This window comes from Shewanella sp. M16 (genome assembly GCF_018224605.1).
Classification (GTDB): Bacteria; Pseudomonadota; Gammaproteobacteria; order Enterobacterales; family Shewanellaceae; genus Shewanella; species Shewanella oncorhynchi.
Map to the genome: position 1 here is coordinate 96651 of NZ_JAGTUL010000010.1, position 16949 is coordinate 113599.

A 16949-nucleotide genomic window follows, 5' to 3' on the forward strand; every position below is an offset into this window, starting at 1 on the left:
GCGCGTTCACATTTTGCTAACAATAGAAATGTTAACTGTATTGCGTTCAAACAAAAACGCCCAACACTGAAGCTGGGCGTCATTTTGGTCTTTGTGAGGTTTAGTTCGATTTATCTAAATGATGAACTTGCTCATCAAAACTTCTAGCAACTTTACCCGCTTGAGTATTGTTAAACACTTGCTCGTTAAATTCGCCCTCTGATTTAGCAATAATTACAGTTGCTACGCAATCACCTGTGACGTTTACAGCAGTACGTACCATGTCGAGTAAGCGATCGACACCGATAATCAAGGCAATCCCTTCCACTGGCAAGCCAACTTGATTTAACACCATGGCCAGCATGATAAGTCCGACACCTGGAACACCCGCTGTACCAATTGATGCTAACGTGGCAGTCACAACGACAACGGCATAATCGGTTAGTGAGAGCTCAATGCCAAAAACCTGCGCAATAAACACAGTGGCAACGCCTTGCATGATTGCTGTGCCATCCATGTTAATCGTAGCGCCTAACGGTAGCGTAAAAGCGGCGATTTTATTATCGACACCTAATCTATGTTCAGACGCTTCTATGGTAATGGGTAAAGTGGCATTTGAACTGGCGGTTGAAAAAGCAAACAACTGCACATCACGCATTTTACGAATAAATATTAAGGGATTGAGGCCTGAGAAAAGTTTTAGAAGTGTAGGGTAAACAACAAACGCATGGATCAGTAATACACCTAAGACCACGAAGAAATATTTAACCACACTACCAAAGGTCTCTAAACCGAGTGTTAATGCAAGTTTTGCCATCAGCGCAAATACACCATAGGGCGCGAGTTGCATGATCAGTGTCACTACACGCATGATGACTTCATTTAAATCTTCAAACAACGCCGCAATACGTTTGCCGCGCTCACCAATATGGGCAATAGCAAAGCCAAAAATGACCGCAAAAATAATAATTTGCAGCATATTACCTTCGCTCAATGCCTGCATCGGATTAGTGGGCACTATGTTTATCAGCACATCAGCAAGACTTGGGGCTTCTTTTGCGACGTACTCCATTTTTTCTGACGCCAGTGAGGCGTTTCCAGGATGTATAAGGACTGCGCTGACAATCGCAATCACTAAGGCAATGGCGGTTGTGAATAAATAGAAGGCGAGGGTTTTCCCCCCTAAGCGGCCTAATTTTGAAGGTTCACTCAGTGAGCAAGTTCCGCAAACTAATGAAATAAAGACTAAAGGAACGACTAACATTTTTAAGCTGGAGATGAAGATAGTACCGATAACATGCAAGAAACCTTCGGTAATATAATCTTTTACTATATCGCTTTCTGGAAAGGCATTACGAAGAAAGAGGCCTAAAGCAATACCTGTTCCCATACCGATCAGAATTTTACTTGTAAGGCCGAGTTTATTTTTTATAGAAATTGCCATAGAGAGTCCTGTGTGTTTTTTATACATTCTATTTTTTGGCGCTCACAAGACTAGCAAGAAAATCGTGAAGATGAAATGACAATTAATGTTAAAGTATTTATCAGATTTGCGAAATAAAATAAGATAGTTATGGGAAAGTTGCGTGAAAATTGTGTAATGTTAGCCTATAAGTAATAAGCGTCTCGCTTAGGTATTATCATCAGAGTAACAGGGAGCCTGACAATGAAGTCAGCGTATAAGGTTTTTCTCGCAGGATTGTGTTCGCTTTTATTATCAGCATGTGGTGGTGGAGGCAGTATCTCTGATGATGGTTCCGGTACTCCGCCGACGCCAAGTGTCGTCACTGTCACTCTGAGTATTACTAATACGGATATTTCTGCTTTAGCACCTGCCACAGTATCAGCTAAAGTTGTTGATTCGAAACTCGGTTCCTTGGCTGGTGAATTAGTTACTTTTACTCTGAGTAATTCTAATATTGGGTCTTTTGATCCTAGTACGGCAACGGCATTAACGAATACCGAAGGTGTTGCTACTATTATTTTAAATACAGCAACTATTGCGGGTGCAGGTACTGTCACTGGCAAAGTTGATACTGGGGAGTCTGGGAAAATTGGTTTTGTGATGAAAGGTGATGGCGGTGAAGCGGGTGGAGGTGCACAAGTTAATTTAGCCTTAACTGATATTACAGGCTTACCTATTCAAACTATTACATCCTTAAATCCAGGTAAGTTAACTGCTACTATCACCGGCATTAATAAACCCACGATAGTGACCTTTGACAATGATATTGGGGACCTTCCTATCAAAACTGCTGTAACAAATAGTCAGGGAAAGGCTAGTGTTGATATTTATGCTGGTAATACGTTAGGTGCAGGAACTATCGTTGCCTCTTTAGCTAGTGGTGAAAAAGGTAATACAGTAGTGGTGGTTGGTGCTACAAATGTAGTCATGGGTAGTGGAAGTCCTTTTGTTGCTGGTAAAGCAAGTGTTAGTTCAAGTGATTTAACTGCAGGTGGCACCGCGACTATTTCTGTCGTTATCCAGGACGATCAAGGTAAGCCTTTTACCCAACCTGTGGATGTTAAGTTTTCATCGGCCTGTTCAACTAAATCATCACCAGAAGCCATAATAAGTTCACCCGTACCCTCTGTGAATGGCGTAGCTACAACGACTTACCTTGCAAAGGGCTGCGTTGGAGATGATCCTATTAATGTTACTGCTAACGCAGGTGGATTAAATCTTTCAGCTACGGGCACTATTAAAGTACTTCCTGCTAACGTGGGAAGCATTATATTTATGTCTGCGACACCGCAAAATATCGCCATTTTAGGTACAGGTGGCTCAGAATCTTCTGAAGTTAAATTTAAGGTACTTGACACAAATAGTAATCCGGTAAGTAACCAGTTAGTTAACTTTAGTTTGAACACTACGACGGGAGGCATAGTGCTTGACCCATCAAGTGCAACGACTAACAATCAAGGCATTGTTCAGACAGTTGTAAGAACAGGGACTGTTGCTACTTCGGTAAGAGTAACAGGCACTATTGCTGGCTCTTCGCCAGTTATTTCAAGTCAATCAAGTCAGCTCATCATCTCGACAGGGATACCCGATCAAGACAGTTTTTCACTTTCTGCAACAGTACTCAATGCTGAAGGTTGGAACGTTGATGGCACCAAAGTGACCGTTACTGCACGCCTAGCCGATGCATTCAATAACCCTGTTCCAGATGGCACAACAGTATCTTTTACCACTGAAGGTGGCTCTATTGAAGATGCTTGTCAGACTGTTAAAGGTACATGTAGTGTTGTTTGGACGAGTCAGTTAACTAGGCCTGAAGGGCAGTCTCTTATTGACGCAACAGGCGCATTAATTCGCAATCCTATTGCGATACTTGCGCCTAATTTAGGTAATTATTATGGCCAGAAATATGGTGGTCGAGCAACTATTACTGCAACTGCGATTGGCGAAGAATCCTTCCCAGATCTTAATGGCAATGGTCGCTTTGATTCTTCTGAAGCAACAGCATTTTTAACTCAAAAGGATGTAAGTGGTAAGCCATTTGATTTGGATGATGCTTTCAATGATTATAATGAAGATGGCATTTTTAATCCTCAGCAAGCGGGTGGACAAATTGGTGGGGAATTAGAAGAGTTAATTGATTTTAATTCTAATGGTGTTTTTGATATAAAAGATAGTAAATATAACGGTGTACTCTGCTCTGAGCCTGCACATGCTGCTTGTGCTGATGGTATTACAGATTCAAAATCACTATATGTGAGAGGCAGTTTAGTGATTGTCATGTCAGGAAGTACTGCTTATGCGACTCCGATTGCTGATGTGCTTATCGACGATAGTTACAGCATCAGCAAAGACCAACGTATTGACTTAATAGGTAAAGATGCCGCTACTGTTTATTTCACTATATCTGACTTACATAACCAACAAATGCCTGCTGGTAGTATTGTTAGATTTAAAGCAAGCGCAGGTTCTGTTGCTAGTAGTGCTCAATATATTTGGCCAAGTAGTAACTATAACGCGGGACGTGAGTTTAGTGTGACACTGAAAGGTGAAGAGCAACCTAATGCAGGTACTCTTATTGTTGAGGTTGAAACCCCTAATGGGTCAGTGACTCAGGTTCTATCTATTCCGATTAGAATCAGCTAGTTTTAAGGACATTATTCAAATAAAAAGAGCATCTAAGGTGCTCTTTTTCTATTGTAGGTCTGTCGAATTTTATAATGATGTAGTTCCAGCGTTAGGAATAATTCCTAACGCTGGAATTGATATACGCTACCTAGTTTCATAATCTGTGTCAGTTCATCCAGAGCTGTTCGAGATTCGATGATTAGCTGAGGGTCTGCAAGATCTTGGGTGGTTAATCTGTCTCGATAATGTTTGTCTACCCAAAGGTTTAAACGAGTAAATAAAGCATTATTCATCAGAGTGTGTTGATTTATAGCTGCGACTTCCACTTCATTCATGGCGACACGTAAACGAAGACAGGCAGGGCCGCCACCGTTTTGCATGCTTTGTTTTACGTCGAAATAAAGCACTTGCTTAATCGGCGTGTTTAACGTGAGTAATTCGTTCAAATAGGCAAATACCGCTGGATTTTCTTGGCAATCTGTTGGGGCAATAATCGCCATTTCACCGGATGGCAACGTAATAATTTGAGTATTGAATAAATAGCTTTTGACTGCGTCGTTAATTGCTACTTTCGCAGTGGGCACTTCAATGAAATACAGCTCAGTGTCGAGTTTACGTTTAATTTCATCGATCTTATTCTGGGTATTTAAAAAGGCTTGTTCGTGATAGAACAGGACATTTTGATTACCTACTGCGATAACATCGTTATGGAATACACCTTGATCAATCACATCAGGATTCTGTTGGATGAAGACGCAATTATCGTCTTCCAGCTGATGTAAGCGTGCGACTGCCATCGACGCTTCTAAGGTTTGTCTTGCTGGATATTTTTGCGGTTTAGGTGCATTGGGATTAGTGGCTTCTTGTCCATAAACAAACAGCTCAACACCAGCATGGCCGTATTCATTGCAGAGACGAGTGTGGTTTGCGGCACCTTCATCACCGAAGCTATTATGCTCAGGTAAGTGACTATGGTGATGAAAATAGTGGGGATCACTGAAAGTTGCTGTTAATATGCGCCCCGTTGTCAAAGGCTCGATGCTGCGATGCAGTTTATCGACTAAATTTGCTGGGGTAAAATGTAGTTTGCCGTCACGTGTATCTGCACTTGGTGAGACTGTAGCGGCATTGGCTGTCCACATACTGGAAGCACTGCAACAGGCATTAAGTAATATGGGCGCTTCTTTTGCCGCTTGTTTTAATACATTAGCATCAGAGCCAGAAAATCCAATTCGGCGCAATGTATAGAGGTCTGGGCGCTCTTGAGGAGCTAATATTCCTTGAACCATGCCCATATCGGCTAGTGCTTTGGCTTTTTGGAGTCCTTGTTTTGCAGCAGCTTTGGGGTTGGAAACTAAGGCGGCATTGTTAAGTGAGGCGACATTGCCAAAAGACAACCCTGCGTAATTGTGTGTTGGTCCAACGAGTCCATCAAAATTCGCTTCAAAGTGCTTCATTGCTTATCCTTGTGATAGGGAAAGTTATTATTTGTTCATATGGTCCCTGAGGGAACCCAGTATACTGAAGCTTTTCGAGTGCACAAGCGGACGGTTTTGTGCTCAAAGCGACTTTTTCACGATAAATGCATAACTATTTCTTGCTTGCTGGCAAATAATGAAATATTAGTTTTTAATTACGCATATTATATTTTTACATTTTTTCAACTTTGATTAAAAAGTGACTCGCTGGTACATATAAAAGAGGGATTAACTTGAAACTATCAGTACAACCCTCTATATATGGTGCCAATTTCCACCTTCTTGAGATTTTTTGGCGCAAATTAAACTATGGGTAAATCGCTAGTTATTGTCGAATCACCGGCCAAAGCTAAGACTATTAATAAATATCTTGGCAAAGAATTCATCGTTAAATCGAGCGTAGGTCACATCCGTGATCTGCCGACATCATCGACTTCAGAAGGCAATGAAAAGGTTAAATCCGCTGCCGAAGTTAAGAAGATGTCGCCAGAAGAAAAAGCTCAATATAAAAAGGTGAAAGATCAGCAAGCGCTAGTGTCTCGTATGGGCGTAAACCCTGAAAAGGGCTGGGCGGCTAAGTACCAAATTTTGCCGGGCAAAGAAAAGGTAGTTAAAGAGCTACAGGCACTTGCCGATTCTGCTGACCAAATCTATCTCGCAACCGACTTAGACCGTGAGGGAGAAGCTATCGCCTGGCATTTGCAAGAGGTGATTGGTGGTGATCCTTCACGGTATCAACGTGTGGTTTTCAACGAAATTACTAAGTCTGCGATTCAAGATGCCTTTAGTAAGCCGTCGACACTCGACACTAACATGGTTAATGCCCAACAAGCCCGCCGCTTCTTAGACAGAGTTGTCGGTTTTATGGTGTCGCCTCTGCTGTGGAAAAAAGTTGCTCGCGGTTTATCCGCTGGGCGAGTGCAGTCGGTTGCCGTGCGTTTAGTGGTTGAACGCGAAAGCGAAATCAAAGCCTTTGTGCCTGAAGAATTTTGGGATGTACACGCAGAGCTCAATACGCCCGCTCAAGAAGCTTTGCGGATGGAAGTGGTTAAGCATCTAGATGCTGCCTTCAATCCTATCAATGAACAGCAAGCGATGGCTGCGGTTCAAGCGTTATCTGCGGCAAGTTTTACTGTGCTGGCTCGCGAAGATAAAGCGACTCAAAGTAAACCATCGGCTCCCTTTATTACGTCGACACTGCAACAGGCCGCGAGTACACGCTTAGGTTTCGGTGTGAAGAAGACCATGATGATGGCGCAGCGACTTTACGAAGCCGGTCATATCACTTATATGCGTACCGACTCGACCAATTTGAGTCAAGAAGCCGTTGAAAACCTGCGTGATATGATTGCTAAAGAGTTTGGTGATAAATATCTACCCGCTGAACCCATTCGTTATGGTTCTAAGGAAGGCGCACAAGAGGCTCACGAAGCGATTCGTCCATCGAACGTTCAAGTGCAAGCAGCGACCTTATCTGACATGGAACGTGATGCTCAGCGCTTATATGAGCTTATTTGGCGCCAGTTTGTCTCATGTCAAATGACACCTGCACAATATGATGCCACTAAGTTGACCGTAAAAGCGGGTGATTATGAGCTCAAAGCTACGGGACGTACTTTACGTTTTGATGGTTGGACTCGCGTGCAAACAGCACTCAAGAAGAAAAACGAAGAAGACAATACGTTGCCATTTGTGGCACAAGGCGATGTATTAGCATTAAAAGAATTGCAGCCTAAACAACATTTTACTAAGCCGCCAGCACGATACAGCGAAGCTTCTTTAGTAAAAGAATTAGAAAAACGCGGCATTGGCCGCCCATCAACCTACGCAACCATCATTTCAACGATTCAAGATCGTGGTTATGTAAAAGTTGAGAATCGTCGTTTCTATGCCGAAAAAATGGGTGAAATTGTCAGCGAACGATTGGTGAGTAGTTTTGCTGATTTGATGAGCTATGACTTTACCGCCAGCATGGAGCAAACATTAGATGATGTGGCTCGCGGCGAGTTAGACTGGAAAAAAGTACTCGATGGTTTCTATGCTGACTTTACTAAGCAATTAGAAAAAGCGGAGCTGGATCCCGAAGAAGGTGGCATGCGTCTTAATCAAATGGTGATGACGGATATCAAGTGCCCAACTTGTGGTCGTCCTATGGGGATCCGCACTGGAACGACTGGGGTTTTCCTTGGTTGCTCTGGTTATGAATTACCCCCTAAAGAACGCTGTAAAACGACGATGAACCTCACGCCCGGCGTTGAGGCGATTAGCGAAAACAGTGAAGATGCCGAAACAGATGCACTGCGTGCGAAGCACCGTTGTAGTATTTGCGGCACGGCAATGGACAGTTACCTGATCGATGAGAAGCGTAAGTTACACGTCTGCGGTAACAATCCAATCTGTGAAGGCTATGAAGTCGAAGAAGGCCAATTCAAGATCAAAGGCTATGAAGGTCCACTGATTGAGTGTGATCGCTGTGGTCACGATATGGAACTGAAAAATGGTCGTTTTGGTAAGTACTTTGGCTGTACCAATGAGGAATGTAAAAATACTCGTAAACTGTTGAAAAATGGTGAGGCGGCGCCGCCAAAAGAAGATCCAATTTATTTACCCGAACTGAAATGCAGTAAATCGGATGCCCATTTCGTATTACGTGATGGTGCTGCGGGTATCTTCTTAGCGGCCAGTACTTTCCCTAAATCACGTGAAACCCGTGCGCCTCTGGTTGAGGAACTGGTTCAATACCGTGAGCTGCTATGGCCTAAGTATCAGTATTTAGCGGATGCGCCAGTCACTGATGATGAAGGCAATAAGGCTGCGGTGAAGTTTAGCCGTAAGACGAAAGAGCAATACGTTGCGACTGAAGTCGATGGTAAAGCCACGGGTTGGTCTGCGCATTACGTCAATGGGAAGTGGGTGAGTGAATCTACCAAGAAGGCCAAGAAAGGCGCATAGCGGTGGATTGAGTTAGCTTAACGCCAAGAGAATAACAAAAAAGCCAAGTCAATTATGACTTGGCTTTTTGTTTGCATTTTTTCGATATCAATTTGTTGCTATAGATAATAATTTAAACATGTTGAGTACTTTACACTTACTGAGTACTTTACACTTACAGATACAAACTGACTCACAATGACGCGATAGAATGGTGGCAAATGTGTCGCTAATTCAACTTAACGGTAAGCAAATAGAGACTGATCACCATTTCTTTTTAGGTTGAAACAGCATATCGATATCATCTTCTTCATTTTTAGGTCTAGGCGCACTGGGCTCAGATTGTTTCTGTGCACCCATAATTTCATCAAGTAATTGTTTAGCCTCATCGACTTTACGCCCAATGAAGGGATCATTAGGCGTTTGTGCCTTAATGGCGTGTAATGTTGATAGGGCTTTGGTTACCATTTGTTTTGATGAGCCATATTGCTTCATAAAACTGGCCGCGCGGGCACGAGAAAGCATAGAATCGACATTAATTCTGAGCTGTAAACTGTCGATGCGGCTTTCTTCTTGAGCAAAAATGCTCGGATCGACTTTACCTTTATTATGCTCGGCTCTGAGTATCGCCTTTAATTTTTTTAAGGTTTGAACAAGCGCTAAAATTTGTTTGTCATTATCGGGTAGTCTGAAATTCTCAATTGGAGGAGTTTGAGGTTGTCCAGACTGTAAGCTTGTTATTTGATTATTAATATCGGCTAAGCGACGTTGGTAGTCAGACTGTTGTTGGCCATTACTGATCGCTGTTGCAGACTGCAAGGCATCTTGTACACGCCGGTACAAAACCAACACTATATTCGTGCTACAAGGCATCATTCCTGTGTTTGATAACACAGTTTCAGTTTCATCGATAATTGCTCTTTGACGGGCAAATTCAATGCGACGCTCAGCCTCTACACGTTCTTTTTGTTGCTGTAATACGTTAATTCCGATAACAAGCAGTAAAAGCGCACCGATGAGGATCAGAACCAAGGTGAATGACATAGATGTTCCATTATTTATCCAATTGAGCTAATGCTACAATAAATCAATAAACTAGCATAGTTATCTTAGCCTAGGTTATCATTTCTGTCGTATGAATCTGTAGACTTGTGCTCTATATTCCTATTTGCTTTAATTTTTACTATATACTATAACGATTGATTATAGCTGAGAGTGCTTTGAGGGCTCAGTTATTAATGGCATTTTGCGTGTTTGAGACAAGGAAATAAGATGAAACTGCAACAACTCAGGTATATTGCTGAGGTCGTAAAACATAACCTCAATGTATCGGCGACAGCTGAAAACTTGTATACCTCTCAACCTGGGATCAGTAAACAAGTTCGTATGCTTGAAGATGAGTTGGGGATCCAAATATTTGGTCGTAGCGGTAAGCATTTAACCCATGTCACACCTGCGGGTTTGCAAGTGATCAGCATTGCCAATGATATTTTAGGTAAAGTTGAAAGTATCAAAAAAGTGTCTGAAGAATATACTAAGCCAGATCAAGGTGAGTTAAATATTTCCACAACAGATACTCAGGCACGCTATGCATTACCGACGATAATTCGTCAGTTTATTGATCGCTATCCTAAAGTGAACTTGCATATGCATCAAGGGACACCGTCTCAGATCAGCGAACAGGCTGCTCGCGGTGATGCAGATTTTGCCATTGCGACCGAAGCAATGCATTTATATTCAGATCTGATCATGTTGCCTTGTTACCACTGGAACCGCTCTATCGTTGTACCCAAAGACCATCCTCTTGCGACCCGCAATCAAGGCAGCTTGATTAGTATCGAAGATTTAGCCCGTTTCCCCTTAGTGACCTATGTCTTTGGTTTTGACCGTGCTTCTGAAATTGAGAAAGCGTTCAATCGGGCCAATTTAGAGCCGCGTGTTGTCTTTAGTGCGACCAGTGCCGACGTGCTTAAAACCTATGTTCGTTTAGGATTAGGCGTGGGGGTCATCGCGTCTATGGCCATTGATCCAAATGTTGATAAAGATTTAGTCGCTATTGATGCTGGTCATTTGTTTGCCCACAGTACGACTAAAATTGGTTTTAGGAAGGGCAGTTTCTTGCGCAGTTATATGTATGATTTTATTCAGCACTTTGCGCCGCATTTAACCCGTGATGTGGTGGAGAAAGCCGTAGCATTACGGGATCAACAGCTCATAGATGAAATGTTTGCCGATAAAAATCTGCCAATGCGTTAATTGGCAATGATTTACTGACATAAAAAATGCCGCTAATATAAGCGGCATTTTTTATGGGTTTAGCGATTAAGATAAATCGACTTTATCCATCTCGAGTTGCGCAAGGGCAATAACTGCTTGAGTGCGGTTGCGAACGCCAAGTTTTCTAAATATGGCGGTAGCGTGCGCCTTGATGGTCGCCTCAGACACGCCAAGATCGTAGGCTATTTGTTTATTTAATAAACCTTCGGCAAACATCTGCAACACTTTATATTGTTGCGGCGTTAGATCGGATAACTTGCTGGCCATTTTATCAATGGCATCGTCATTGATAGCAATAATCTCAGTGCCTTTAGGCAACCAAATATCACCGAATAACACCGCACTTAGCGCCTCTTTTAGGGTTTCCATTGAAGCTGATTTAGGGATAAAACCACTGCTGCCATAATGAATCGCACGGCTAATGGTATTGATATCCTCGTGGGCTGAAATCACCACAACGGGTAACTCAGGATAATGTGAGCGTAGGTGGATAAGCGTGGAGTAGCCGTGGGACCCCGGCATCTGCAGATCTAACAGTACAAGATCGTAATCGACACTTCGAACATCCAATACAGATTGCAGTGCGTCAGCACTGTCGGCTTCAAACCACTGTGCATGCTCGAAAGCGCTGGTCAGCGCTTGACGTAGTGCATTTCTGAACAATGGATGATCGTCTGCGATAATAATATTTAAGTTTTCTAGCTTCATGGCTTTTATGATTATGTTCGGTGCGCGTGAAGATTGAACTCAATGTAACAGAAAAGTAATCAAGGATCCTATTGCTTTATTCAGGAATAAGGACAAAATTTTGATATGTTTCTGGTTGTTAGACTTTGGTCGGTGTTTTACAGGGAAAAAGATGGACCGTATCGTTTCAATTGAAAGCCCGAAAGTACGGGCTAACCTATACTTTAAAATCGTCTAAAAACTACCCATATGTCCACACTTTTGTGGGATTTCGTTGTTCGTCAACCGCAACAAAAGTGAACACACCACGTATGGCATGCTCTCGATGGTCTTGATACATGTCTTCGACATAGATGTTGACTTCAACTTTTAATGACGTATTACCTACATGGATCACACGAGCGATGAGTTCTGCTAGTGTGCCTGCTGGGATAGGCTTTTTAAAATCAATTCTATCGGAACTCACTGTGACTAAGGTTTTACGGCAGAAACGAGTTGCCGCAATAAAGGCTGTTTCATCCATCCACGCTAAAGCTTCGCCACCAAATAACGTATTGTGATGGTTGGTGATTGAGGGGAATACTGCTTTAATCACGCGCGCTTCTGAGGAATCAATTCGAGTTTGAATCGCGTCAGGAAAAGGTGTTTCAGCGGCTTCGATTCGTGAGGTATTTTCGGTGTTTGTGGACATGGGGGTAAGCGACATACAGCAACCTAAGGTAATGCAGCAAAATAAGCTCGAATTATAAAGATTTATGGTGGTTAAAGATAGAAAACTACAGGCTTTAAGGCGCAGTAGGCATATGACTGAGGATAATGTCATGCTTCCAATAAAAAAACCGAAATGAGATCGGTTTTTTATTGGACGATTTATTTTACTTCAGATTTATTTGGTTAACAGTGCTTTTCTTTCGCGGGAAGCCGCTGCGAGCTTACGTAGCAGAATTTCAGAGTCGTCCCAATGTAAGCAGGCGTCTGTGATACTTTGGCCATAACAGAGTGGCTGGCCTTCAACGACTTTTTGATTACCTTCTTGTAAGAAGCTTTCAGCCATAATACCTGCGATGGCAGTGCTGCCAGCACGCATTTGAGTCATAATTTCATCGGCGACCATCAGTTGTTTGAGATGGTTCTTCTCACTGTTTCCGTGGCTGAAATCGATAACCATACGTTGAGTTACCCCAACAGATGCAAGCTGTTGACGCGCTTCTTCGATATCTTGTGCGTGATAATTAGGTTTTTTACCACCACGTAGGATGATATGGCCAAACGGGTTGCCGTGGGTGCGATAGACCGCCATAGCGCCATCTTTATCTGGTGAATAGAAAACATGTGGCACTTGTGCGGCACGCACTGCATCAACGGCAATATTGATGTTCCCATCAGTACCATTTTTAAAACCAACCGGGCAGGACAGTGCTGAAGCCATTTCACGGTGGACTTGGCTTTCCGTGGTGCGCGCACCAATCGCACCCCAAGTAATGAGATCCGCTATGTACTGACCGTTCACCATATCTAAAAATTCGGTGGCGATAGGCAATTTTAATTCAGTGATTTGTTGCAGCAATTCGCGGGCAATGCGTAAACCTTTGTTTGGTTCGAAACTGCCATCGAGATCGGGATCTGAAATTAATCCTTTCCAACCGACAATTGTGCGGGGTTTTTCAAAATAGACGCGCATTAAGATACACAAGTCATCTTTCAATTCTTGGTGTAACGCGGCCAAGCGTTGAGCATAATCTAATGCCGCTTTAGTATCGTGGATTGAACATGGGCCTATGATCACCAATAGACGTTGGTCTTCACCCATAATGATGGCTTCGACTTCACGACGTTGCTGAACCAGATAATCGGCTGCATCTTGAGTTAATGGGAACTCAGATGCCAGTTGCGCAGGTGAGATGACTTTTGCTAATAAGGAAGTGCGTAGTTCGTCTGTTTTTATGGTCATTCAAAATACCGAGCTTGCGTGCGGCGCTTTTCGCCAGATTGCCTCGGATTATAACGAATCGAACCGAGTTGCACAGTGCCAATTGCGTTAATTGTCGGCAACTGTGCAATGAATTTGATTTAAGTTAGTTTCTTTTAGACTAAATTCACTCGGTTTCTTTTGCTGATTTTGGCTTATTAGGCTTAGAACATATGCCGTTCTAGGCCCGTGACATCTAATATTTTAGTGGCAATTTCTTCCACGGAATGATTAGTGGTGTCTATGTAAGGAATGCGTTCTCGTTTAAACAGCATTTCAACTTCTTTGACTTCTAAGCGGCACTGTTTGAGCGATGAGTAGCGGCTATTCTCCATTCGACTCTGACGGATTTCATGTAAACGCACGGGATCAATCGTTAAACCAAACAGTTTTTTCTTATTGCGTTTCAGCGCTTCAGGTAACTTAAGGTTATCCATATCATCTTCGGTGAAAGGGTAGTTTGCCGCTTTTATGCCGAACTGCATTGATAAATACAGGCTCGATGGCGTTTTGCCACAGCGAGAGACCCCAAGTAAAACCAGATCGGCTTGATCCATATGTTTCATGGTCTGGCCATCATCGTTATCCATGGCGAAATTAATGGCATCAATACGCGCTTCATAGCCGTGATTCGCTTTTCCATGGGTTCTATGTACAACTGGAGAGGCAGAAACACCTAAATGTTGTTCGAGTGGGGCCACAAAAGTATTCAAAAAATCATAATCAACCCCTTCACTCGAGTAGATGATGTCGCGGATCTCGGCTTTTACGATGGAATGGAATACTAACGGCCGCTCACCTGTTGTAATAAAACAATCATTAATTTGTCGCTTAACTTGCTCCGCTTTCGTCAATGTTTCGACAAATGGAATCGTAAGTGACTCAAATTCTAATGGAAATTGCGAGAGAACCGCATGACCAAAAACTTCAGCTGTGATCGCTGTCCCGTCGGAGATATAGAATACTTTTGGTGCCATACTGACCTCTTGTAGTAATAAAATTACAAATAAAATTATAGATTTACGCGTGTTCGACAGGAGTGTAAAATGCCGCTGCCCTCGTGTGAAGGGGCCACTGAAATAAACTTGCGGAGATAGAACTGTGCAGCAATACGTACTCTGGTATCAAGAATTAGGCATGGGTGACGTCAACTTGGTTGGCGGTAAAAATGCTTCTCTAGGCGAGATGATCAGCAATCTGGCCAATGCCGGTGTTCAAGTACCTGGCGGATTTGCGACAACTTCCCATGCGTTCAACGAGTTCCTTGAACAAAGCGGAGTTAACCAGAAGATTTATGACATTCTAGCCACACTGGATGTAGATGATGTCAATGCGCTGGCTAAAGTAGGTGCACAGATCAGACAGTGGGTTATCGACACTCCATTTCAACCAGCATTAGAGCAAGCGATTCGTGAAGCTTACGATAAACTTGCCGCTGAAACTAGCGAAGCGTCATTCGCGGTACGTTCTTCTGCAACAGCTGAAGATATGCCAGATGCCTCTTTTGCGGGTCAGCAAGAAACCTTCTTAAACGTAAAAGGATTTGAATCCGTACTGACAGCGATCAAGCATGTGTACGCTTCACTCTTTAACGATCGCGCTATTTCCTACCGTGTGCATCAAGGTTATGAGCACCACGGTGTTGCCTTGTCTGCTGGCGTACAACGCATGGTTCGTTCAGATAAAGCGGCTTCAGGTGTGATGTTCACTATGGACACTGAATCTGGCAATAACGATGTGGTGTTTATCACTTCATCTTTTGGTCTGGGTGAAATGGTTGTTCAAGGCGCGGTAAACCCAGATGAATTTTATGTTCATAAACCTATTTTAGCCTTAGGTCACAAGGCTGTTGTGCGCCGTAATATCGGTAGCAAGCTCATCCAAATGGTGTATTCAGATGATGCTGCTCACGGCAAACAAGTCAAAATTGAAGACGTGACTGCTGACAAACGTCGTCAATTCTCTATCAATGACGCTGAAGTTGAAGAATTAGCCAAACAAGCCATGGTGATCGAAAAGCATTACGGTCGTCCAATGGACATCGAATGGGCAAAAGACGGCAATGATGGCAAATTGTATATCGTTCAAGCGCGTCCAGAAACGGTTCGTAGCCGTGAAGATGTGCAATTGATTGAACGTTATCACTTAAAGAGCCGTGGCGCTGTGATCTGTGAAGGTCGCGCTATCGGTCATAAAGTGGGTACTGGTGTAGCCAAAGTATTAACCTCAATCGCCGATATGGATCAAATCCAACCTGGTGATGTGTTAGTGACAGACATGACAGATCCTGATTGGGAACCTATCATGAAGCGCGCAAGTGCTATCGTCACAAACCGTGGCGGTCGTACCTGTCATGCGGCAATTATCGCCCGCGAATTAGGTGTGCCAGCGGTGGTGGGTTGTGGTGACGTGACTGACCGTATCAAGAATGGTCAAATCGTGACTGTTTCTTGCGCCGAAGGTGACACTGGCTTTATCTACGAAGGTAAACAAGAGTTTGAAGTGATTTCAAACCGTGTTGACTCTCTGCCTGCATTGCCAATGAAAATCATGATGAACGTGGGTAACCCTGATCGTGCATTTGATTTTGCCCGTTTGCCAAACGAAGGTGTGGGTCTAGCGCGTTTAGAATTCATCATCAACCGTATGATTGGTATTCATCCGAAAGCACTGCTCGAATTCAATCAACAGGATGCAGCGCTGCAAACTGAAATCAACGAAATGATTGCTGGTTACGAATCACCTGTTGAGTTCTACATTGCCCGTCTGGTTGAAGGTATTGCGACTATCGGTTCAGCTTTCTATCCGAAGAAAGTGATTGTACGTATGTCAGACTTTAAGTCTAACGAATACGCAAACTTGGTTGGTGGTGACAGATACGAGCCAGAAGAAGAGAACCCAATGCTGGGCTTCCGCGGTGCGAGCCGTTATATCTCTGAATCCTTCCGTGACTGTTTTGCCCTTGAGTGTGAAGCGATCAAACGCGTTCGTAATGACATGGGGCTGAAAAACGTTGAAGTCATGATCCCATTCGTTCGCACAGTGAAAGAAGCTGAGCAAGTGGTTGGTCTGCTCAAAGAGCAAGGTTTAGAGCGTGGTAAAGACGGTTTACGTGTCATCATGATGTGTGAAGTGCCTTCAAACGCCCTGTTAGCAGACCAATTCCTTGAACATTTCGATGGCTTCTCTATCGGCTCAAACGATTTAACTCAGCTGACACTCGGCCTTGACCGTGACTCAGGTATCATTAGCCATTTATTCGATGAGCGTGATGAAGCCGTTAAAATGCTACTTTCATTAGCCATTAAAGCGGCTAAAGCGAAGGGCGCTTACATAGGTATTTGTGGTCAAGGTCCTTCAGATCACGCTGATTTTGCAGCTTGGTTGGTAGAACAAGGCATAGATACAGTGTCATTAAACCCTGATACTGTGATTGATACTTGGTTGTATTTAGCCGAAGCGCACGGTTGATCTAGATAGTAATTTTATAAACTTGTTAAAAAAGCCGCTTTTTAGCGGCTTTTTTTTGTTTATAATG

11 protein-coding genes are annotated in these 16949 nt (G+C 43.2%); 4 read left to right on the plus strand and 7 right to left on the minus strand.

Features of this window, described 5'->3' with window-relative positions; translation table 11 throughout:
* Positions 1 to 100: 100 nt before the first annotated feature.
* Positions 101 to 1423, minus strand: a complete 1323-nt coding sequence (locus KFE26_RS08985; RefSeq protein WP_173496825.1) for a dicarboxylate/amino acid:cation symporter — start codon at positions 1421 to 1423, stop codon at positions 101 to 103.
* A 222-nt stretch (positions 1424 to 1645) separates the two neighbouring features.
* On the opposite strand from KFE26_RS08985, the gene KFE26_RS08990 reads away from it, so the two are divergent.
* On the plus strand, positions 1646 to 4087 hold the full coding sequence (locus KFE26_RS08990; protein WP_212600191.1) for a hypothetical protein: 2442 nt from the start codon (positions 1646 to 1648) through the stop codon (positions 4085 to 4087).
* Between the two features lie 104 nt (positions 4088 to 4191).
* On the opposite strand, the gene astB is transcribed toward KFE26_RS08990, so the two are convergent.
* Complete coding sequence (gene astB / locus KFE26_RS08995) at positions 4192 to 5526, minus strand: N-succinylarginine dihydrolase (RefSeq protein ID WP_212600192.1); 1335 nt, start codon at positions 5524 to 5526, stop codon at positions 4192 to 4194.
* A 330-nt stretch (positions 5527 to 5856) separates the two neighbouring features.
* On the opposite strand from astB, the gene topA reads away from it, so the two are divergent.
* Positions 5857 to 8499 carry a type I DNA topoisomerase gene (gene topA, locus KFE26_RS09000; RefSeq protein ID WP_105252683.1) on the plus strand — a complete coding sequence of 881 codons (2643 nt, stop codon included), beginning with the start codon at positions 5857 to 5859 and terminating at the stop codon, positions 8497 to 8499.
* A gap of 243 nt (positions 8500 to 8742) precedes the next feature.
* On the opposite strand, the gene zomB is transcribed toward topA, so the two are convergent.
* Positions 8743 to 9522: a flagellar motor control protein ZomB gene (gene zomB, locus KFE26_RS09005; RefSeq protein WP_028759720.1), complete on the minus strand. Its 780-nt coding sequence runs from the start codon at positions 9520 to 9522 to the stop codon at positions 8743 to 8745.
* 228 nt (positions 9523 to 9750) lie between these two features.
* Here zomB and cysB point away from each other — a divergent pair, with 228 nt between their 5' ends.
* Positions 9751 to 10734, plus strand: a complete 984-nt coding sequence (gene cysB, locus KFE26_RS09010; RefSeq protein WP_028759721.1) for an HTH-type transcriptional regulator CysB — start codon at positions 9751 to 9753, stop codon at positions 10732 to 10734.
* Positions 10735 to 10800: 66 nt separating this feature from the next.
* Here the strand turns inward: cysB and KFE26_RS09015 are convergent, their stop codons facing one another.
* From KFE26_RS09015 to KFE26_RS09030, 4 genes are all read right to left on the minus strand, one after another.
* A complete protein-coding gene (locus KFE26_RS09015) occupies positions 10801 to 11463 on the minus strand; it encodes a response regulator transcription factor (protein ID WP_028759722.1) in 663 nt (220 codons plus the stop codon).
* A gap of 220 nt (positions 11464 to 11683) precedes the next feature.
* The gene (locus tag KFE26_RS09020) at positions 11684 to 12148 is read right to left on the minus strand and encodes an acyl-CoA thioesterase (protein ID WP_168825401.1); all 465 of its coding nucleotides are present in this window, start codon (positions 12146 to 12148) and stop codon (positions 11684 to 11686) included.
* Positions 12149 to 12328: 180 nt separating this feature from the next.
* Complete coding sequence (locus KFE26_RS09025) at positions 12329 to 13393, minus strand: 3-deoxy-7-phosphoheptulonate synthase (RefSeq protein ID WP_028759724.1); 1065 nt, start codon at positions 13391 to 13393, stop codon at positions 12329 to 12331.
* Positions 13394 to 13575: 182 nt separating this feature from the next.
* Positions 13576 to 14388: a pyruvate, water dikinase regulatory protein gene (locus tag KFE26_RS09030; protein ID WP_028759725.1), complete on the minus strand. Its 813-nt coding sequence runs from the start codon at positions 14386 to 14388 to the stop codon at positions 13576 to 13578.
* A 124-nt stretch (positions 14389 to 14512) separates the two neighbouring features.
* On the opposite strand from KFE26_RS09030, the gene ppsA reads away from it, so the two are divergent.
* Positions 14513 to 16882, plus strand: a complete 2370-nt coding sequence (gene ppsA / locus KFE26_RS09035; RefSeq protein WP_028759726.1) for a phosphoenolpyruvate synthase — start codon at positions 14513 to 14515, stop codon at positions 16880 to 16882.
* Positions 16883 to 16949 lie beyond the last annotated feature (67 nt).

Coding starts and splice junctions, on each gene's coding strand:
- KFE26_RS08985 (WP_173496825.1), bottom strand. CDS start 1,423: ATGGCAATTTCTATAAAAAATAAACTCGGCCTTACAAGTAAAATTCTG.
- KFE26_RS09030 (WP_028759725.1), bottom strand. CDS start 14,388: ATGGCACCAAAAGTATTCTATATCTCCGACGGGACAGCGATCACAGCT.
- astB (WP_212600192.1), bottom strand. CDS start 5,526: ATGAAGCACTTTGAAGCGAATTTTGATGGACTCGTTGGACCAACACAC.
- zomB (WP_028759720.1), bottom strand. CDS start 9,522: ATGTCATTCACCTTGGTTCTGATCCTCATCGGTGCGCTTTTACTGCTT.
- KFE26_RS09020 (WP_168825401.1), bottom strand. CDS start 12,148: ATGTCGCTTACCCCCATGTCCACAAACACCGAAAATACCTCACGAATC.
- KFE26_RS09015 (WP_028759722.1), bottom strand. CDS start 11,463: ATGAAGCTAGAAAACTTAAATATTATTATCGCAGACGATCATCCATTG.
- KFE26_RS08990 (WP_212600191.1), top strand. CDS start 1,646: ATGAAGTCAGCGTATAAGGTTTTTCTCGCAGGATTGTGTTCGCTTTTA.
- cysB (WP_028759721.1), top strand. CDS start 9,751: ATGAAACTGCAACAACTCAGGTATATTGCTGAGGTCGTAAAACATAAC.
- topA (WP_105252683.1), top strand. CDS start 5,857: ATGGGTAAATCGCTAGTTATTGTCGAATCACCGGCCAAAGCTAAGACT.
- KFE26_RS09025 (WP_028759724.1), bottom strand. CDS start 13,393: ATGACCATAAAAACAGACGAACTACGCACTTCCTTATTAGCAAAAGTC.